This is a genomic window from Burkholderia sp. AU27893, from assembly GCF_002223205.1.
Classification (GTDB): Bacteria; Pseudomonadota; Gammaproteobacteria; order Burkholderiales; family Burkholderiaceae; genus Burkholderia.
The window spans coordinates 648817-668958 of the sequence record NZ_NKFD01000002.1 but is presented as its reverse complement, the minus strand read 5'-3'; the positions used below and the strand labels follow the sequence as shown (position 1 = coordinate 668958).

General features: G+C 67.0%; 14 protein-coding genes. 8 read left to right on the top strand and 6 right to left on the bottom strand.

Annotation, left to right across the window (positions count from 1 at the left end):
• The first annotated feature begins 6 nt into the window (after positions 1 to 6).
• From CFB47_RS16235 to nagE, 6 genes are all read left to right on the top strand, one after another.
• A complete protein-coding gene (locus CFB47_RS16235) occupies positions 7 to 3228 on the top strand; it encodes an error-prone DNA polymerase (RefSeq protein ID WP_089461669.1) in 3222 nt (1073 codons plus the stop codon).
• A 333-nt stretch (positions 3229 to 3561) separates the two neighbouring features.
• Complete coding sequence (locus tag CFB47_RS16230) at positions 3562 to 4296, top strand: GntR family transcriptional regulator (RefSeq protein ID WP_043187255.1); 735 nt, start codon at positions 3562 to 3564, stop codon at positions 4294 to 4296.
• 99 nt (positions 4297 to 4395) lie between these two features.
• Positions 4396 to 5499 (top strand): N-acetylglucosamine-6-phosphate deacetylase, encoded by a 1104-nt coding sequence (gene nagA / locus CFB47_RS16225; protein WP_089426373.1) that lies wholly within the window; start codon positions 4396 to 4398, stop codon positions 5497 to 5499.
• Positions 5492 to 6499, top strand: coding sequence for an SIS domain-containing protein (locus CFB47_RS16220; protein WP_179258960.1), 1008 nt, complete (start codon positions 5492 to 5494; stop codon positions 6497 to 6499). Before nagA ends, CFB47_RS16220 begins: the two co-directional genes overlap by 8 nt.
• A gap of 15 nt (positions 6500 to 6514) precedes the next feature.
• Complete coding sequence (gene ptsP, locus CFB47_RS16215; RefSeq protein WP_089461667.1) at positions 6515 to 9112, top strand: phosphoenolpyruvate--protein phosphotransferase; 2598 nt, start codon at positions 6515 to 6517, stop codon at positions 9110 to 9112.
• Between the two features lie 87 nt (positions 9113 to 9199).
• Positions 9200 to 10969, top strand: coding sequence for an N-acetylglucosamine-specific PTS transporter subunit IIBC (gene nagE / locus CFB47_RS16210; RefSeq protein ID WP_089461666.1), 1770 nt, complete (start codon positions 9200 to 9202; stop codon positions 10967 to 10969).
• A gap of 165 nt (positions 10970 to 11134) precedes the next feature.
• Here the strand turns inward: nagE and CFB47_RS16205 are convergent, their stop codons facing one another.
• The 6 genes from CFB47_RS16205 to rpoH form a co-directional block, all read right to left on the bottom strand.
• Complete coding sequence (locus CFB47_RS16205) at positions 11135 to 13618, bottom strand: family 20 glycosylhydrolase (RefSeq protein ID WP_089461665.1); 2484 nt, start codon at positions 13616 to 13618, stop codon at positions 11135 to 11137.
• A gap of 587 nt (positions 13619 to 14205) precedes the next feature.
• Positions 14206 to 14322 carry a cytochrome bd-I oxidase subunit CydX gene (cydX, locus tag CFB47_RS16195; protein ID WP_011353251.1) on the bottom strand — a complete coding sequence of 39 codons (117 nt, stop codon included), beginning with the start codon at positions 14320 to 14322 and terminating at the stop codon, positions 14206 to 14208.
• Between the two features lie 62 nt (positions 14323 to 14384).
• Positions 14385 to 15521 (bottom strand): cytochrome d ubiquinol oxidase subunit II, encoded by a 1137-nt coding sequence (gene cydB / locus CFB47_RS16190; RefSeq protein WP_089456965.1) that lies wholly within the window; start codon positions 15519 to 15521, stop codon positions 14385 to 14387.
• Positions 15522 to 15552: 31 nt separating this feature from the next.
• Positions 15553 to 17133 (bottom strand): cytochrome ubiquinol oxidase subunit I, encoded by a 1581-nt coding sequence (locus CFB47_RS16185; RefSeq protein WP_089441058.1) that lies wholly within the window; start codon positions 17131 to 17133, stop codon positions 15553 to 15555.
• Positions 17123 to 17407 (bottom strand): cytochrome oxidase putative small subunit CydP, encoded by a 285-nt coding sequence (gene cydP, locus CFB47_RS16180; protein WP_179243673.1) that lies wholly within the window; start codon positions 17405 to 17407, stop codon positions 17123 to 17125. Before cydP ends, CFB47_RS16185 begins: the two co-directional genes overlap by 11 nt.
• 359 nt (positions 17408 to 17766) lie before the next feature.
• Complete coding sequence (rpoH, locus tag CFB47_RS16175) at positions 17767 to 18702, bottom strand: RNA polymerase sigma factor RpoH (protein ID WP_089426365.1); 936 nt, start codon at positions 18700 to 18702, stop codon at positions 17767 to 17769.
• Between the two features lie 360 nt (positions 18703 to 19062).
• On the opposite strand from rpoH, the gene pagL reads away from it, so the two are divergent.
• On the top strand, positions 19063 to 19632 hold the full coding sequence (gene pagL, locus CFB47_RS16165) for a lipid A 3-O-deacylase PagL (protein ID WP_089456962.1): 570 nt from the start codon (positions 19063 to 19065) through the stop codon (positions 19630 to 19632).
• A gap of 45 nt (positions 19633 to 19677) precedes the next feature.
• The gene (locus CFB47_RS16160; RefSeq protein ID WP_039346091.1) at positions 19678 to 20061 is read left to right on the top strand and encodes a nuclear transport factor 2 family protein; all 384 of its coding nucleotides are present in this window, start codon (positions 19678 to 19680) and stop codon (positions 20059 to 20061) included.
• The last annotated feature ends 81 nt before the right edge of the window (positions 20062 to 20142 follow it).

Here is a 20142-nt window from a genome sequence, read left to right as displayed (position 1 = left end):
GCGGTCATGGTTGCGGAATTCAGCTGGCTGCCCGATTACGCGGAGTTGTTCTGCCGTTCGAACTTTTCGTTCCTGCATGGCGCGTCGCATGCGGAGGAACTGGTCGAGCGCGCGTCCGAGCTCGGCTATCGCGGGATCGCGATCACCGACGAGTGCTCGCTTGCCGGCGCGCCGCGCATGCACGTCGCGGCGAAGGCGAAAGGGCTGCCGCTCGTCATCGGGTCGTATTTCGACGTCACGCCGGATGAAGTCGCGCCCGGCCACGATCCGGGCCCCGGCGCGTTCGGGCTCGTGTTGCTGGCGCAGAACCGCGAGGGCTACGGCAACCTGTCCGAGCTGATTTCGTGGCGGAGGATGGCGTCGCCGAAGGGCACTTACAAGCTGACGTCGCGGATGCTGTCGGCGCCGCCTGCGGAGTTTGCGCATTTGCGCGGCATGCCTGACTGCTTCGCGATCCTCGTGCCGACGTATCCGGTACGTGCCGATGTGCTCGATGCGCAGGTTGCGTGGTTTCGCGCGACGTTCGGCGAGCGGGCGCGGCTCGGGCTCGTGCAACTGCAGCGCGCGCTGGACGGTGCGCAGCGCGAGGAGATTCGTGCGGCCGGCGAGCGGCGTGGCGTGCGTGTCGTCGCGCTGGGCGACGTGACGATGCACCGGCGCTCGTGCAAGGAACTGCAGGACGTGATGACGGCGATTCGCGTCGGCATGCCGGTTTCCGAGTGCGGGTATGCGCTTGCGCCGAATGCGGAACAGCATTTGCGCGGGCGGAACCGGATCGGGAATCTGTTCTCGCCGGAGGAGATTGCGCAGACGTGCGCGATTCTCGATGCGTGCAATTTTTCGCTTGGTGAGTTGCGGTACGAATATCCACTCGAACTCGTGCCGCGCGGACACACGCCGACCAGTTACCTGAAGCAAGAGACATGGGCTGGGGTAGCTCGACGTTATTGGAATGGTGTGCCGGAGAAAGTGGCAAGGCAGATCAGGTATGAACTCGCCCTGATCGCGAAACTCAATTACGAGCCGTTCTTCCTGACCGTCTACGACATCGTCAAATACGCGCGCAGTCAGAACATCCTGTGTCAGGGCCGAGGTTCGGCTGCGAACTCGGTCGTCTGTTATTGCCTCGGCATCACCGAAGTCAATCCCGATCAGAGCACGATGCTGTTCGAGCGTTTCATCAGCGAGAAACGGGGAGAGCCGCCCGATATCGACGTCGACTTCGAGCATCAGCGTCGGGAAGAGGTGATTCAACACATCTACAAAAAATACGGACACAACCGCGCAGCACTTGCAGCCGCCGTATCGACCTATCGTCCGCGCGGCGTGCTGCGCGAAACCGGCAAGGCACTTGGCGTCGATCCGATGCTGGTCGATCGTGTCGCGAAGGGGCATCGCTGGTTCGACGGTAGCCGCGACCTGCTGCAGCAATTCTCGACGATCGGGCTCGATCCCGAGACGCCGCTCATCCAGTCATGGGCCAAACTTGCCGCGCGGCTCCTCAATTTTCCGCGACACCTGTCACAGCATTCGGGCGGTTTCGTGATCAGCCGCGGCAAGCTCACGCGACTCGTGCCGGTCGAAAATGCAGCGATGGACGGGCGGCGCGTGATCCAGTGGGACAAGGACGATCTCGAAGCGCTCGGGCTGATGAAGGTAGACGTGCTGGCGCTCGGCATGCTGTCGGCACTGCATCGCGCGTTTGACCTGCGCACAGCGTGGCGCGGGCCGCCGTCACCGGATGGCAAGCCATTTACGCTGAAACACATTCCTCAGGATGACAAAAAGACCTACGACATGATCTGTCGCGCCGATACGGTCGGCGTGTTCCAGATCGAATCGCGCGCGCAGATGTCGATGCTGCCGCGCCTTCGACCGATCAACTACTACGACCTCGTGATTCAGGTGTCCATCGTGCGGCCCGGCCCGATTCAGGGCGGCGCGGTGCATCCGTATCTGAAGCGGCGCAGGATCATGGCGGGCGAAGAGGAGGGCGAGGTGACTTACCCGAGCGACGCGCTCAAGGAAGTGCTCAAGCGTACGCTTGGCGTGCCGATTTTCCAGGAACAGGTGATGCAGATTGCAATCGTCGCGGCCGGTTTCACGCCCGGCGAAGCGGACGATCTGCGCCGCGCAATGGCTGCATGGAAGCGCAAGGGCAATCTCGAGAAGTACCACGACAAGATCGTCCACGGCATGCTCGAACGAGGCTACACACGTGAATTCGCCGAACAGATCTTCGAACAGATCAAAGGCTTTGGTGAATACGGTTTCCCCGAAAGCCACGCAGCCAGCTTCGCGAAACTCGCGTACGCCAGCAGCTGGCTCAAATGCCACGAACCGGCGATCTTCCTCGCCGCGCTGCTGAACAGCCAGCCGATGGGTTTCTACCCGCCGTCGCAACTCGTGCAGGACGCGAAGCGGCACGGCGTGCGGGTGCTGCCGATCGACGTGACGCAAAGCAACTGGGAAGCATCGCTGGAAGCGCTGCCCGACCAGCCGCCGCCGCACGGTCAGCCGGCCGTGCGGCTCGGCCTGTCGCTCGTGCGCGGGCTCGGCGAAGCCGCCGCACGCCGCATCGAAGCCGCGCGCACGGCGGCCGGCCGGTTCGACAACGTCGACACCCTCGCGCGCCGCGCGCAGCTCGAACGCCGCGATCTCGAAGCGCTCGCCGCCGCGAACGCGCTTGCGACGCTCGCCGGTCATCGCCGCGATGCGCTATGGCAAGCGGTTGCCGCCGCCCCCGAACGCGACCTGCTCGCGACCGCGCCGATCGACGAAGCGGAGAAGCCCGCGCTCGGCGCGCCGTCGGAAGCCGACGACATCCTCGCCGACTATCACACCACCGGCCTCACGCTGAACCGCCACCCCGTCGCGCTGCTGCGGCCCGAACTGCGCGCGCGGCGGCTGTCGTCCGCGGCCGAATTGCACGACCGCCCCGACGGCCGGCTCGCGCGTGCGTGCGGGCTCGTGACCGCGCGGCAGATGCCGGGCACCGCGAAAGGCGTGATGTTCATGACGCTCGAGGACGAAACGGGCTGCGTGAACCTGATCGTCCGGCCCGAGCTGCTCGCGCGGCAGCGCCGCGAAACCCTCGATTCGCGGCTGCTTGCCGCATCCGGCGTGTGGCAGGTCGCGAGCGACGTGAGGCACCTCGTCGTGCAGCATTTCGAGGATCTGACGCCGCTGCTCGGCGGCCTGCGCACGTCGAGCCGCGAATTCCACTGATTCCACTGACGCAGCCGGCGCGCGCCGCCGAACGCGCGTTGCCTCGTCACCGTGCATACCAGTTGGCCAAACTGGTTCTATCCAGGTCTCATATTCGCGCCCCAAACCAGGCCGAATCGCGTACTGGAACTGTCCCCTTGCATACCAATCCGGGTAAATCCCTACCCCGTACTTCGTTGTAAACAAAGGGTTTGTGAGAGCTAAAACGCTTGCCGGGCAAGGCTTCCGGCGATTTCGGCGCCACTAATACCAGTTCGTTGACTGGTATTATGGTGGTTATATAATGCCCTCACTTTCGACGGCCTGCGGTCGTCGTCCGACACCCGGAGGCACATGGAAACCGGCTGGTCCGAACTGGCGCCCGATCCCCTCAGCGATACGCCGCTCTATCTGCAGCTCGCCCGCAACCTGGCGAGCGCGATCCACGCCGGCGCGTGGCGGGCCGGCGAGGCGCTGCCGTCGGAACGGCTGCTGTCGGTGTCGGTCGGCGTGTCGCGAATCACGGCCCGTCGCGCCCTCGCGCTGCTGGTCGAACAGGGGCTGATCAAGCGGGCGCGCGGGGCGGGCAGTTTCATCACGCCGCGTGTCGCCGATCCGCTGTCGCGTCTCGTCGGCTTCACCGCGAAGATGCAGCAGCGCGGCTTCGTGCCCGATTCGGTGTGGCTGTCGCGCACGCTGCGTGCCGCAAACCGCGACGAGATCACGCGTCTCGGCCTCGCGCCCGGCGCGACGGTGGCGCGGCTCGAACGGCTGCGCCGCGCGGACGGCATCGTGATGGCCGTCGAGCACTCGACGCTGCCGGCCGCGGTGGTGCCCGATCCGCAGGTGCTCGGCGCGTCGCTGTACGAATACCTCGAAGCGCGCGGCATGACCGTCGTGCGCGCGCTGCAGCACTTTCGCGCGGCGAACGCGACCCACGCGATCGCGAAATGGATGGCGGTGAAGCCGGGCTCGGCCCTGCTGGTGATCACGCGGATCGGCTATGGCGCCGACCAGCGCGCGATCGAAGTGAGTGAAACGTATTGCCGCGACGATTACTACGACTTCGTCGCCGAACTGAAACGCTGACGCGCGAGACTGCCCCGCGCGCGACACGCGTGAAGCAACGACACGGATTGGCAAATCACGACGCGGATGCCCGCGTCACCAGATCATCAAGAGAACGTCATGCTGACTGGAAACATCCTTACCCCCGACGGCTGGATTCACGGTTCGCTCGATAGCGAGAACGGCCGCATCACGACCCTCGACGGCACGCCCGTCGATCCCGCGAAGAACGACGCGCCGTACATCCTGCCCGGCTTCATCGACCTGCACGTGCATGGCGGTGGCGGCGCCGACGTGATGGAAGGCGGCGACGCGATCGAGACGATCGCCCGCACGCACGCGCAATTCGGCACGACGAGCCTGCTCGCGACGACGATGACCGCGCCGCGCGACGAACTGATGCAGGTCGTCGCGAACCTCGGCACCGTCGCGCGCACCCGCACGCCGGGCGGCGCGCGCGTGCTCGGCGTGCACCTCGAAGGCCCGTACATCAACCCCGGCAAGCTCGGCGCGCAACCCGACGCGGCCGTGTCGGCCGTGCTCGACGAAGTGCTGAAGTACCTGTCGATCGCGCCGATCCGCGTCGTCACGCTCGCGCCGGAAATCGCCGGCCACATCGAGATCATCGGCGAGATGGCCGCGCGCGGCGTGCGCGTGCAGCTCGGCCATTCGCTCGCGACCTACGACGACGCGGTGGCCGCGCTCAAGCACGGCGCGTGCGGTTTCACGCATCTGTTCAATGCGATGTCGCCGCTGCATCACCGCAACCCGGGCCTGGTGGGGGCCGCGCTTGCCCACGCCGAATACGCGGAAATCATCCCCGACCTGCTGCACGTCCACCCGGGCGCGATTCGTGCTGCGCTGCGCGCGATCCCGCGCCTGTACGTCGTGACCGACAGCACGTCCGCAACCGGCATGCCCGACGGCGAATACCGGCTCGGCAGCCAGCACGTGACGAAGTGCCTCGGCGGCGTGCGCCTCGCCGACGGCACGCTCGCCGGCAGCACGCTGACGATGGACCAGGCGCTGCGCAACCTCGTGTCGCTCGGCCTGCCGATCGCCGACGTGTCGAACCGGATGTCGCGCTACGCGGCCGACTACCTCGGCGTCGCCGATCGCGGCCGCCTCGAGCGCGGCGCATGGGCCGACCTCGCGGTGTTCGACCGCGACCTGAACCTCACCGCGACCTACGTCGAAGGAGAATCGATTGTCGAATATGCTTAAGGAAGCGCGCGAGTCCGCCCAGGTCGTCGCCGCGCAGCTCGCCGACACGACGCGCGTCGAAGCGCTCGCCGGCCAATTGCTCGATCACCCGCCGGCCGTCGCGCTGACGGTCGCACGCGGCAGCTCGGATCACGCCGCGAGCTATTTCGCGAGCCTGACGATGAGCCGCCTCGGCGTGCCGGTCGCGTCGCTGCCGATGTCGGTCGCGACGCTGCAGCAGGCGCCGCTGAAGGTGCAGGACCAGCTCGCGATCGCCTTCTCCCAGTCGGGCAAGAGCCCCGATCTCGTCAATACGATGGCCGCGCTGCGCGAAGCCGGCGCGCGCACCGTCGCCGCCGTGAACGTGCTGCCGTCGCCGCTCGCCGACGCGTGCGAGCACCAGCTGCCGCTGCTCGCCGGCCCCGAACTGTCGGTGGCCGCGACGAAGAGCTATATCGCGATGCTGTCGCTGTCCGCGCAGATCGTCGCGTACTGGCAGCGCGACGCCGCGCTGATGACCGCACTGCGCGGCCTGCCCGATGTGCTCGCGCAGGCCGGTCAGCTCGACTGGTCGCAGGCGGTGGCCGCGCTGGCGGGTGTCGAGCGGATGATCGTGATCGGCCGCGGCCTGGGCCTCGCGATCGCGCAGGAAGCCGCGCTGAAGCTGAAGGAGACGTCCGGCATCCAGGCCGAGGCGTTCTCGAGCGCCGAAGTCCGTCACGGCCCGATGGAGCTGATCGACCGCGACTATCCGCTGCTCGTGTTCGCTCCGCCGGGGCCTGAACAGGCCGGCCTGCTGCAGCTTGCCGCGGACATGCGCGCCCGCGGCGCCGCGGTGCTGCTCGCCGCGCCCGCCGGCATACCCGGCGCGACGCTGCCGCTCGCGCAGTCCGCCCATTCGGCGCTCGACCCGATCGCCGCCATTCTTTCGTTCTACGTGATGGCGGCGGATCTCGCCGTTGCGCGCGGCCGCAATCCCGACACGCCGCGCCACCTGAACAAAGTCACCGAAACGCACTGATAGCCGAGACCGCCGATGAGACGCGCCGAGGAGTCCCAGTTGAAGAGCCCCACCCACGATCAGATCGTCCTGCTTAGCCCCCTGACGGGGCCGATCGTCGCGCTGGCCGACGTGCCCGATCCGGTGTTCTCCGGCGGGATGTTCGGCGACGGCATCGGTATCGACCCGCTCGCGGGCCAGCTCGTCGCACCGTGCGCGGGCGTCGTGTCGCATCTCGCGCGCACGGGCCACGCGGTGACGATCACGACGCCGCAAGGCGCGGAAGTGCTGCTGCACATCGGCATCGACACGGTCGAGCTGAACGGACAGGGTTTCATCGCGCACGTCGAAGCCGGCGCGCGTGTCGAGGCCGGCACGCTGCTGATCGAGTTCGACCAGGACGCGGTGGCGCGCAGCGCGCATTCGCTCGTGTCGGTGATCGCGATCGCCAACTCGGATGCGTTCGAGGTCGTCGATCGTGCCAGCGGCTTCGCGACCGCCGGCGAGACGCCGCTGCTCGTGCTGCGTGGCAAGGGCGAAGCGGCCGTGCAGGCGGCGCAAGCCGGCGCCGCCGCGCAGAACGAAGTGCGCCGTGAAATCGTGCTGGCGCAACCGGGCGGCCTGCATGCGCGGCCGGCCGCGCGGGCGCGTGAAGCCGTGCGCGGGTTCGACGCGACCGTCGACGTGCTGTTCGACGGCCGCAAGGCGTCGATCGCGAGCGTCGTCGGCCTGCTCGGCCTCGGCGCCGGCGAAGGCGCGACGGTCGAACTGGTCGGCCGTGGCGCGCATGCGCAGCAGGCCGTCGATGCGGTCGAGCACGAGCTGCTGCGCGAAGCGCACGGCGAAGTCGAGGAAAAGCCGGCGCGGCTGAAGTCGCCCGCGCCGCAGACGCTCACACGCAACGTCGGTGCTCCGCGCGACGGCGCACCGATCGACCCGAACACGCTCGCAGGCGTGTGCGCGGCGCCTGGCATCGCGGTCGGCACGCTGGTGCGTCTCGACGATGCGGAAATCGTGCCGCCCGAGCAGGCTGCCGGCACGCCGGCCACGGAAAGCCGCCAGCTCGACCAGGCGCTGAAGGCTGTCGACGCCGAACTCGACGAAACGGTGCGCAACGCGTCGGCGCGCGGCGCGGTCGGCGAAGCGGGCATCTTCGCGGTGCACCGCGTGCTGCTGGAAGACCCGACGCTGATCGACGCGGCGCGCGACCTGATCAGCCTCGGCAAGAGCGCGGGCTTCGCGTGGCGCGCGACGATCCGCACGCAGATCGACACGCTGTCGAAGCTCGACGATGCATTGCTCGCCGAACGCGCGGCCGACCTGCGCGACATCGAGAAGCGCGTGCTGCGCGCGCTCGGTCATACGAATGGCGCTGCACGTGCGCTGCCCGACGAAGCGGTGCTCGCGGCCGAGGAGTTCACGCCGTCCGACCTGTCGTCGCTCGATCGCCAGCGCGTGACCGCGCTCGTGATGGCGCGCGGCGGCGCGACGTCGCACGCGGCGATCATCGCGCGGCAGCTCGGCATTCCGGCGCTGGTTGCGGTCGGCGATGCGCTGTACGCGATTCCGGACGGCACGCAGGTCGTCGTCGATGCAAGTGCGGGCCGGCTCGAACACGCACCGACCGCGCTCGACGTCGAACGCGCGCGGCACGAACGCCAGCGCCTGGACGGCGTGCGCGAGGCGAACCGGCAACTGGCAGGTGTTGCGGCCGCGACCGTCGATGGCCGCGCGATCGAGGTCGCCGCGAACATCGCGACGCTCGACGACGCGAACACCGCGGTCGACAACGGCGCCGACGCGGTCGGCCTGTTGCGTACCGAACTGATGTTCATCCATCGCCAGGCCGCGCCGACGGTCGTCGAGCACCAGCAGAGCTACCAGTCGATCGTCGACGCGCTGCAAGGCCGCACGGCGATCATCCGCACGCTCGACGTCGGCGCCGACAAGGAGGTCGACTACCTGACGCTGCCGCCCGAACCTAACCCGGCGCTCGGCCTGCGCGGCATCCGTCTCGCGCAGGTGCGCCCCGATCTGCTCGACGATCAGCTGCAGGGCCTGCTCGCGGTGAAGCCGTTCGGCGCGGTGCGCATCCTGCTGCCGATGGTGACCGACGCGGGCGAGCTCGTGCGCCTGAAAAAGCGCATCGACGAATTCGCGCGCGCCCAGGGCCGCACCGAGCCGATCGAGGTCGGCGTGATGATCGAGGTGCCGTCCGCCGCGCTGCTGGCCGACCAGCTCGCGCAGCACGCGGATTTCCTGTCGATCGGCACCAACGACCTGACGCAATACACGCTCGCGATGGACCGTTGCCAGGCCGACCTGGCCGCGCAATCCGACGGCCTGCATCCGGCGGTGCTGCGCCTGATCGACATCGCGGTGCGCGGCGCCGCGAAGCACGGCAAGTGGGTGGGCGTGTGCGGCGCACTCGGCGGCGATCCGCTGGCGGTGCCGATCCTGGTGGGCCTCGGCGTGACCGAACTGTCGGTCGACCCCGTATCGGTGCCGGGCATCAAGGCGCGGGTGCGCCGTCTCGATTACCAGTTGTGCCGTCAGCGCGCGCAGGATCTGCTCGCGCTCGATTCGGCACAGGCGGTAAGGGCAGCAAGCCGCGAGGTCTGGCCGCTCGACTGAGCGTCGACGGCAGGTTCGCGACCGGTTTCAAGACGAAGGCAATTAGGTCAACGACGATTAATGACGAGACAAGGATTGGAGGACTGAATGAACGGGAATCCGTTTCTGAAAATACAGGGCCTGGGCCGGGCGCTGATGCTGCCGATCGCGGTATTGCCGGTCGCCGGCATCCTGCTGCGACTCGGCCAGCCGGACGTGCTCAACATCAAGATGATCGCCGACGCCGGCGGTGCGATCTTCGACAACCTGCCGCTGCTGTTCGCGATCGGCGTGGCGGTCGGTTTCGCGAAGGACAACAACGGCGTGGCGGCGCTCGCGGGCGCGATCGGTTACCTGATCGAAACCGCGATCATGAAGGACATCGATCCCAAGCTGAACATGGGCGTGCTGTCCGGGATCATCGCGGGTGTGGTCGCGGGCCTGCTGTACAACCGCTACAAGGACATCAAGCTGCCGGACTACCTCGCGTTCTTCGGCGGCAAACGGTTCGTGCCGATCATCACGGGGCTGGTGTGCGTGATACTCGGCATCGCGTTCGGGTACGTGTGGCAGCCGGTCCAGCATCTGATCGACGCGGCCGGCCAGTGGCTGACGACGGCGGGCGCGATCGGTGCGTTCGTGTTCGGCTTCCTGAACCGCCTGCTGCTCGTCACGGGCCTGCACCACATCATCAACTCGCTCGCATGGTTCGTGTTCGGCAACTTCACGCCGCCCGCCGGCGGCGAGATCGTGCACGGCGACCTGCACCGCTTCTTCGCGGGTGATCCGACCGCGGGCACCTTCATGGCCGGCTTCTTCCCGATCATGATGTTCGGCCTGCCGGCCGCGTGTCTGGCGATGCTGCACGAAGCGCCGAAGGAACGCCGCGCGATGGTCGGCGGCCTGCTGTTCTCGATGGCGCTCACGTCGTTCCTGACCGGTGTGACCGAGCCGATCGAATTCAGCTTCATGTTCCTCGCACCGGTGCTGTACGTGATCCACGCGGTGCTGACGGGGCTGTCGCTCGCGATCTGCCAGATCCTCGGCGTGAAGCTCGGCTTCACGTTCTCGGCCGGCGCGATCGACTACGTGCTGAACTACGGGCTGTCGACGAAGGGCTGGATCGCGATCCCGCTCGGCATCGCGTACGGCGCCGCGTACTACGGCCTGTTCCGCTTCTTCATCCGCAAGTTCAACATGGCCACGCCGGGCCGTGAGCCGGCATCGGCCGATGCGGCCGCGCAGTCGTATGCATCGGGCGGCTTCGTCGCGCCGGCTGCAGGTGCCGCTGCGGTTGCCGCCGCACCGCGTGCGCAACGCTACATCGCCGCGCTCGGCGGGGCAGGCAACCTGTCGGTCGTCGACGCGTGCACGACGCGCCTGCGCCTGACCGTCGTCGATCCGGAGAAGGTCTCGGAGCCGGAACTGAAGTCGATCGGCGCGCGCGGCGTGCTCAAGCGCGGCGGCAACAGCGTGCAGGTGATCATCGGGCCGGAGGCCGACATCATTGCCGACGAGATGCGTGCGGCCATCGGCAGCGGCGCGGCAGGCGCGGCACCGACGGCGACGGCCGCCGCCGCACAGCCCGTCACGGGCGCGGCCGCCGGCCCGCTCGATCCGGAGCCGACGCGCTGGCTCGCGGTGTTCGGCGGCGCGACCAACGTCGTGTCGCTCGACGCGGTCGCGGCCACGCGCCTGCGGGTGGTCGTGCGCGATCCGTCGGCGGTCGATCGCGAGCGTCTCGGTGCGCTCGACGTCGCATGGGTGTCGCTCGACACGTTCCACATCGTCTGCGGCAACGCGGCGGCGCGCTATGCCGAACAGCTCGGCGCGCGCCTGCCGCCGTCGGGCAGCGGGGCGGCCGCACAACCGGCCTGATGCTGATGCGATGAAACCGATCCGATCCGCGCTGCGGGTTCGGGCCGGTCGGTAAAACGAAAACGGCTTGCGATGCGTCGCAAGCCGTTTTTCTTTGGTGCGGGCGATGGCGCGATGCGTTCGCCTGCGTCGCGCCGTCGCTCAGCCCTGCAACCGCTCAGCCGTTCACGGATTCGTCAGCGTGAAGGTCGGCTTCCGGTAACCGACGCCGGCGCGGTCGAGCTTCGGCAATTCGCGTTGCGTGAGCAGCGTCGCGAAGCCGGCCCAGTCGCGCTGCAGCGCGGCCGTGTCGACGTGATGCGTGTCGCCGCGCCTGAAGCGCACGCCGGCCGCGTACGGCAGTTCCCAGTCGGCCCGGTGCCATGCGCGTTCGGCCAGTGCGAGCAGCCGCGGATAGGCCATGTATTCGAGGAAGGTGTCGTTGCGCATCACCTCACCCCACGCCTGCCCCTGCATGCCTTCGATGCGCGGCGCGGGGCCCGTGCCCGTCACCTCGAACGTGTTGCCGTCACGGTCGCCCATCACTTCGGCGTTCTGCGGCAGGTTCTCCGGCGCGAGCGAGAACACCTTGTACTCGTCCGTCGCGTGCGAGCCCCAGTAGTAGCCGCGCTCGCGCGGGTTGAGCGTGTACGGGAAGTCGAAGTACAGGTAGTCGGGCAGCGCGAGCACCGTCAGGTAGCCCTTGCCGCTCAGGTCGCGCGCGCTGTCCGAGGCGCCCCAGAAGATCGTGTTCCACAGCGACACCATCACGTGGCGCGTGCTGAAGTCCTGCGGGCCGTTCGCATGCTTGATGCCGTCCTGCCACGCGGCCATCGTGTCGATCCCGTTCGCGCTGACCGCCGCGCTCACCTGTTGCGCGAAACGTGTCGGCAACTCGTCGATCGACTTGATCTCGCCGCGCTGGAGCAGTGCCGTGCATGCGGGCGAACGCGCCCACGGCTTGTCCTGCGCGGCGAGGTCGATGCGCCCCTTGTTCGGATCGGTGCCGTTCAGCGGCTGGAAGCCCCCGCCGAGGAAGATGTTCTTCGCCTCGTCGCCGCCGTAGTGCCAGGTGTGCAGCGGCGCCTGCGCGTCGGCATGCATCGCCGCGATCTCGCGGATCACCTTCGACGCGAAATTGAGCGCGCCCGGCACGCACGGGTTCAGGTCGCTGCGCCGGTCGTAGAACTGCACCGTCGTCAGGTTCGATGTGTCCTGCGGATCGATCAGCCGGTATGCGTTCGCTTCCTGCTCGCGACCGGCCGCATGCAGCCGCTTGTAGCGTGCCTCCATCGTCACGACGGCCGCCCGCGCATGCGCGGGCATGTCGATCTCGGGGATGATCTCGACGAAATGCGCGGCTGCGTAGCGCACCAGCGACACGTAGTCGTCGCGCGTCAGGTAGCCGCCGCCGGAGCGGTTGTCCGGGCCGGAGCCGAGTTGCGGCAGCAGGCAGCGCGTCTCGCTCGGGTCGTGGCAGCGGCGCCCCCCGATCTCGGTGAGTTCGGGCAGGCCGGGAATCTCGATGCGCCAGCCCTCGTCGTCGGACAGATGCAGGTGCAGGCGGTTGAGCTTGTACGCGCTCATCTGGTCGATCAGCCGGCGCAGCGTCGCCGGGTGCTTGAAGTTGCGTGCGAGATCGACGTGCATTCCGCGATGCGTGAAGCGCGGCGCATCCTCGACGAGCATTGCCGGAATCGGGCCGCCGCCGGCGGGCGCGAGCGAGTAGAGCGTCTGCACGCCGTAGTAGAGGCCGGCACGATCGTAGCCTTCGATCAGCACGCCGCGCGGCCCGATCGCGAGCCGGTAGCCGCCCGGCGTCGCGATGTCGGCCGGCAGCCGGCGCGGCGCGACGGCACCGCGCACCGGCACGCGTGCGCCGTCGAGACCGAGTGTCGTTGCGCGCTCGCGCAGTGCTGCGACTTGCGTGTCCGGCAGATCGGGCAGCGCGAGCTCGACGCCGCGCAGGTCGAGCGTGCCGGGCAGCGGCTGTTCGCGCTTCACGCTCGGCAGCGCGCGGCTCGCGTCGGGCCGCGCGGCCACGGGCGGCGCGTTGCCGGTCGAGTTGTTCTGCGCATCGGCCGGCAGCGATTCGACGTAGCGCAGTTCGTCGTCGGTGTCGTTGTAGCGAAGCACGGCGGGCGGTGCGCCGTCGACGACCACGTACGGGCGCGGGATCACGTCGCTGTAGCGCAGCAGCCAGTATTCGGCGACGAACGGCAGCTCGATGCGCTCGCCCGGTGCCAGCCGCACCGAGCCCGGTTGCGGCGTCAGTTCGTACAGGTCGCCGGTGAGCCGCCGCAGCGCGAAGCCGGGGCGGTCGATCCGCAGCAGGCGGCGGATGCTGTGCAGGTAGAGCTTCCAGCCGCCATCGGCGATCGCCTGGTGGCCGCGGTTCTGCAGGATCAGGCGGCCGGTCGCGCAGGCCGCGCCGTCGGCGCCGAGATCGGCGCACGGCACGCCGGCCGCGGCCGCGTGATTGTTGTCGACGGCGACGCGCAACGCGAGGCCGTTCGACAGCCGAGCCGCGAGCTCGGCCTGCGGCACGGGGGGACGGACGGCGCCGGCCGTCGCGACCGCCGCGCTCGACGCCGGCAGCGCGCCGAGCGCGACCGGCGACAGGGCCGCGATCAGCAGGCCGGCAAACAGGGTGGACAAGGTTCGGTTCATGCGGACTCCTGAGACAAAAGGGGGCGTAGCGGCGTCACGGGATGACGTCGCTGCGAACGGGTCTTTCAACGGAGCTGCGGGGACAACAGGGTGCGCGGGCGATGCGGCTGCCCCGCGCGCAGTCGGCACGCGGGCGCGTGCGTTACGGAACGGGTGGCGGGCAGGCGTGCCGGTCGGATCGGCGCGGGCGGGTGCGCGTCTTCATCGGCGGCGCACGACAGCGGCTGCTGCTGATGGTGATGCCGTGACGACGTGCCCATCGGCAAAGGCGCGCGCGCGACCTGCACGGCCGATGACGGCAGCACTCGCCGACGATGCACGACCGGCCGCCCCGCGCCGACGACGAGACGGCGCGCCAGCGCGCGCCACATACGGGATTCGCATGTCTCCCCCACCCGGAAGGATTCGGCCTGTCAGCGGCCGTGTCCAAAGATCTTATGAAACCTTTTATTGGTATTCAAGTGGTATCCATCTGGCGCTAAATTGGCATCGCTCGGGCGGGCATGTCCAGCCGGCAGGACGAAAAAAAGCCTCGCGCGAGGCGAGGTTCCTTCGGGACGGCGGCGGCGCGATCGGCCGCGCGCGCGTCAGTCGTGGCGAACGCGTGCTTCCTGCGTCTTCTGCCGCGCTTCGAGCCACATCGCATTGACGATGCCGAACGACAGCGCGACGCCGATACCGAGAATCCAGCTGAAATACCACATGATCCGACTCCTTGCGAAACGGTGGGCGAGGGCGCGTGCGCGCCCCGACCCGGTTCAAAGCATCAATACATCGAATGCTTGTTCTCTTCGAGCACCTCGCGCGTGACCTTGCCGCGCATCACGCGATACACCCAGCCCGTGTAGAGCAGGACGATCGGCAGGAACACGATCACCGCGAACAGCATCACCTGCAGCGTCATGTGGCTCGACGTCGAATCCCACACGGTCAGGCTGCTGCGCGGGTCGAGCGACGACGGCATGATGAACGGGAACATCGAGAAGCCGGCGGTCAGGATCACGCCGGCGATCATCAGGCCGGTGCAGAAGAACACCGTCTTTTCCTGCTTCGAACCGGCGAGCAGCAGCGCGACCAGGCCACCCGCGATCGCGACGACGGGCGCCGCGATCATCCACGGGAATTCGCCGTAGTTCGCGAGCCACAGGCCCGAGCCGGCGGCGACGTCCTTGAGCAGCGGGTTCGCGACGGTGTCGGTCGGTGCGGCGTGCGTGATGTGGAAGCCGCCGATGGTCGACGCGACCAGCACGCCGGCCAGCACGAACAGCACGACCGCGAGGAACGACGCCACGCGCAGCGCGACCGACGCACGGCGCGCGATCACGCCGTCCGTCTTCATCTTGATGAAGGCCGCACCGTGCGCGACGAGCATCGTCAGGCTGACGAGCCCGCACAGCAGCGCGAACGGGTTCAGCAGCGCCCAGAAGCCGCCGTAGTAGGTCACGCGCAGGTCGCTGTCGAACTTGAACGGCACGCCTTGCAGCAGGTTGCCGAACGCGACGCCGAACACGAGCGCCGGCACGAAGCCGCCGGCGAACAGGCCCCAGTCCCAGCCTGCGCGCCAGCGCGGGTCGGGCCGCTTGCTGCGGTAGTCGAAGCCCACCGGCCGGAAGAACAACGCGAACAGCACGAGCAGCATCGCGAAGTAGAAGCCGGAGAACGACGCCGCGTAGACGAGCGGCCAGGCCGCGAACATCGCGCCGCCGGCCGTGATCAGCCACACCTGGTTGCCTTCCCACGTCGCGCCGACGGTGTTGACGATGATGCGGCGTTCCTCGTCGGTCTTGCCGAGGAACGGCAGCAGCGCGGTCGCGCCCATGTCGAAGCCGTCGGTGACGGCGAAGCCGATCAGCAGCACGCCGACGAGCAGCCACCAGATCAGCTTGAGAGTTGCATAGTCCATAGCGATTCCTTGTTCCGTTTCAGGTGCGTGCTCACGCCGGGGCGCGCTCGCTGGCGGCCGCGATTTCGTGGTGATAGCGGCCGGTATGCAGCGACGACGGGCCGAGGCGCGCGTACTTGAACATCAGCTTGATCTCGATGACGAACAGCGCGGTATAGAACAGGATGAAGCCCGCGAGACTCAGGTACAGGTCGCTCGGCTGCAGGCTCGACGCGGACAGGTGCGTCGGCAGCACGCCGGCGATCGTCCACGGCTGGCGGCCGAGCTCGGCGACGATCCAGCCGAATTCGATCGCGATCCACGGCAGCGGGATCGCCCACACCGCATAGCGGAGGAACCAGCGGCGGTTGTCCTGCAGCAGTTCGCGGCGCGCGCAGAACCAGAACGCGGCGATGAACGTCGCGACGAACAGGAAGCCGAGGGCCACCATGATCCGGAACGAGAAGAACACGGGCGCGACCGGCGGGATCGTCTTCTTCGCGGCGGCCTTGATCTGCTCGGGCGTCGCGTCGACCACGTTCGGCGTGAACTGCTTGAGCATCAGCCCGTAGCCGAGATACTGCTTGTGCTGGTCGAACAGCGCGCGGGTCGCGTCGCTCGTATCGCCCTGCTTGATCTTCTGCAGCGCGCCGTACGCGACCATCCCGCTCTGGATGTGCTCCTCGCTGTGCTTCGCGAGCTCGCGCAGGCCGATCACCGGTTCGTCGATCGAGCGCGTCGCGATCAGGCCGAGCGCGTACGGGATCTTGATCGCATAGTCGGTGCGCTGTTCTTCCTGGTTCGGGATGCCGATCAGCGTGAACGATGCGGGTGCCGGCTGCGTTTCCCATTCGGATTCGATCGCGGCGAGCTTCATCTTCTGCACTTCGCCGGTCGTATAGCCCGATTCGTCGCCGAGCACGATCACGCAGAGCGTTGCCGCGAGGCCGAAGCCGGCCGCGACCGCGAACGAGCGCAGCGCGAAGTCGATGTCGCGTTTCTTCAGCAGGTACCACGACGACACGCCGAGCACGAACATCGCCGCCGACACATAGCCGGCCGACACCGTGTGCACGAACTTCACCTGCGCGACCGGGTTGAACAGCACGTCGAACAGGCTCGTCATCTCCATGCGCATCGTCTGGTAGTTGAACTCGGCGCCGACCGGGTTGTTCATCCAGCCGTTCGCGACGAGGATCCACAGCGCGGACAGGTTCGAGCCGAGCGCGACGAGGAACGTGACCATCAGGTGCTTGACCTTCGACAGGCGGTTCCAGCCGAAGAAGAACAGGCCGACGAACGTCGATTCGAGGAAGAACGCCATCAGGCCTTCTACCGCGAGCGGTACGCCGAAGATGTCGCCGACATAGTGCGAGTAGTACGACCAGTTCGTGCCGAACTGGAATTCGAGCGTGATGCCGGTCGTCACGCCCATCGCGAAGTTGATCCCGAACAGCTTGCCCCAGAACTGGGTCATGTCCTTGTAGACCTGTTTGCCGGTCATCACGTACACCGCTTCCATGATGACGAGCAGCCAGGACAGGCCGAGCGTCAGCGGCACGAACAGGAAGTGGTAGAGCGCCGTGATGCCGAACTGCAGACGTGACAGATCGACGACTTCACTACTTATCATGGTGGTCTCCCTCGGTAGATGCAGGCGCCGGTACCGAGAGCAGCTTCTCGGCGACAGCGGCAGGCGGCAACGACATGTGCTTGGCCTGCGGATGATTGAAGAATGCGTATTTGAGCGACATCAGGAGGATCAGCTTGACGATCAGCACCAGGGTGATGTCGCGGGCGAGGGTCGGTCCGCGAGCCCACGCGGCGATGCGCGCGCGCCAGCCGATCGTACCGGCCGGCCGCGCGGGAGGCGGCGCAGGCTCTTTATTGATCGAGATCAAGGTAATTATCCTGAATCGATTTAAGTCTGATTTGGGGCGACTTTACGTCGGATTTATGACGGCCGTGAAGCTGTTTTAATCCTTTTGCGCCTGACATGCCAATTTTAAAAGCACGGCTTTCCGATGCCGAGTGCTGCGCTGCGGCAGACCGTCGCGAAACCCGGGCCGAAACTTGAGGCAGATCAAGGTTATGCGGAAGGGGGCGCCAAACGGCCTATTACCTGACGAATCAGGTCAATTAATCCGCACTGAAACGCGCCGAGAAACGAACGAAGCGGCGAATGAAAAGCAGGGGGAAAAGGGCGAAAAAAAACCGCTGCCGGTCGGGCAGCGGTTTTTGATGAAGCGCTCTAAATCGCAGCGATTTACGCGTATTCGGCGAGGGCGGTGCGCATCTTTTTCATCGCGCTCGCCTCGATCTGGCGGATGCGCTCTGCCGACACACCGAACTCGGCAGCGAGATCGTGCAGCGTCGAGCCGCCCGAGCCGTCGTCGTCGACGTGCAGCCAGCGCGCCTCGATGATGCGGCGGCTGCGCGCGTCGAGTGCGCCGAGTGCCTGCGCGATGCCGTCCGTCTGCAGCGTGTCGCGCTGACGCGCGGCCAGCACGGCGGTCGGTTCGTTGTGCGAGTCGGCCAGGTAGGCGATCGGCGCGTACGATTCCTCGCCGTCCTCGACCTGCCCTTCGAGCGCGATGTCGCCGCCCGACAGGCGCGTTTCCATTTCGGTCACGTCTTCGCGCTTGACGTTGAGTTCCTTCGCGAGGCCGTCGATTTCCTCGGGCGTCATTGCCTGCAAGCCCTTCTTGTGGCTGCGCAGGTTGAAGAACAGCTTGCGCTGCGCCTTCGTCGTCGCGACCTTCACCGTGCGCCAGTTGCGCAGGATGTACTCGTGAATCTCGGCCTTGATCCAGTGGATCGCGTACGACACCAGACGCACGTTTTGCGCCGGGTCGAAGCGCTTCACCGCCTTCATCAGGCCGATGTTGCCTTCCTGGATCAGGTCGCCGTGCGGGAGGCCGTAGCCGAGATAGTTGCGCGAGATCGACACGACGAGCCGCAGGTGCGACAGCACGAGGCGGCGTGCCGAGTCGAGGTTGTTGCCTTCGCGGAATTCGGTCGCGTACTGGCGTTCCTCTTCCGGCGTCAGCAGCGGAATGCGATTGACGGCCTGGATATACGCGTCGATGTTGCCAAGCTGGCCCGGCAACATCGATTGGGCTGCGAGCGCCAGCGAGCCTGCCGATGCGGCCTTGGCCGGCGTGGGGCTCAGGGTGTTCGGGAGGGTCAGGGCGTTGCTCACTAAAAAACTCCTTTGGAATCAGGGACAAACCCCCGGTCTCGGATGAGATTCCGGGAGCCATCTTAGCACTCCCGGAAACCGAGTGCTAATTCCTTAGAGCAAGCGTGGGCATCGGAGTTCCCGCTTTTTCTATCGAGCAAGTCGAGTCGATAGTCTATTCTGCGACACAGGTCGCGAAGCGAAGTTCCGTAAGCCGTTGTTTCTGATGGTAAACGGTAGACGATTTCGATTTTTGTCGTTTCGGAAGCAAGCCATTTCGCTTTGTGATGCCGATCCGAAAAGTCCTTTACCATACCATTCAGTTCGCTTGAGCCGGCCGAAGCGGCTGGCTCCATTCAACCCACAAAGTTGGAGTGACAGATGAACAATAAGAAGAATCGCCGGCCCCGCAGCCGGCTGGCGCTGCATGCGATGCTGGCGGCGTCCCTTCTGGGCGGATCGGGTGCGGCATGCGCGGATCGATGGGGGATTCAGGCGGGCGGCGGTTTTTCGGATCGCCGCGGGGTCGACAAGGCCGATCTCGGCGTGGTGTGGGATCCGGGCTGGAACTGGTGGGAAATCGGCGGCTGGCACTTCGCGTTCGTCGTCGAAGGGCATGCCGGCTACTGGCACACGGGCGGCAACGTCCATAGCAGCATCGGTGAATTCGGCGTGACGCCGATGTTCCGCTTCATCAAGAGCGCCGGGGAGATCCGCCCGTTCATCGAGGCCGGCGGCGGCGTGAGGCTGCTGACGCACCCGACGATCTCGGATCACTTCTCGTTGGGGACCGCGTTCCAGTTCGCGCCGACGGCGGGGGTGGGCGTGCAGTTCGGCCAACGGCAACAGTATCAGGTCGGCTACCGTTTTGAACATGTGTCTAACGCGGGTATCAAAGAGCCGAATCCTGGTATAAATTTCCACCAGTTCTACTTGCAGTACAACTTCTGATCCGCACGCCCGCGCACGGCGTGCGCGTTGCCGAGGAGTCAGGCGATGGCGAAGGTGGTCGATGCGATCCGCGCGCTCGAGCGCGATCGGTTCCGGGCGATGGTGGACGGGGACGGCGAGGCGCTCGACACGCTTTTGTCGGACAAGGTGTTCTTCGTCCATACCAACGGCAAACGCGAAACCAAGCAGCAGTTCATCGACGCCATCGTCGCCGGCCGCCGCCGCTATCGCCAGATCGAAATCCAGTCGCAGGACGTGCTGCCCGTCGGCGATGAAACCTGCGTCGTCACCGGGCGCGCGTTGATCGAGATGGAAACGAACAACGGCGGCCTGGTCTTCCCGATTGCCTATACCTCCGTCCACACCCACGAACAGGGCCGCTGGAGCCTGTTCGCGTGGCAGGCGACACGGTGCGCGACCGAGACATGAGCGCGCGTGGCGCTCCTTTTCATGTCCCGACCGAAGCGGCCTTCTGAGCCGCTTTTTGTTGCCTCGTGCGGCGCGGATCGC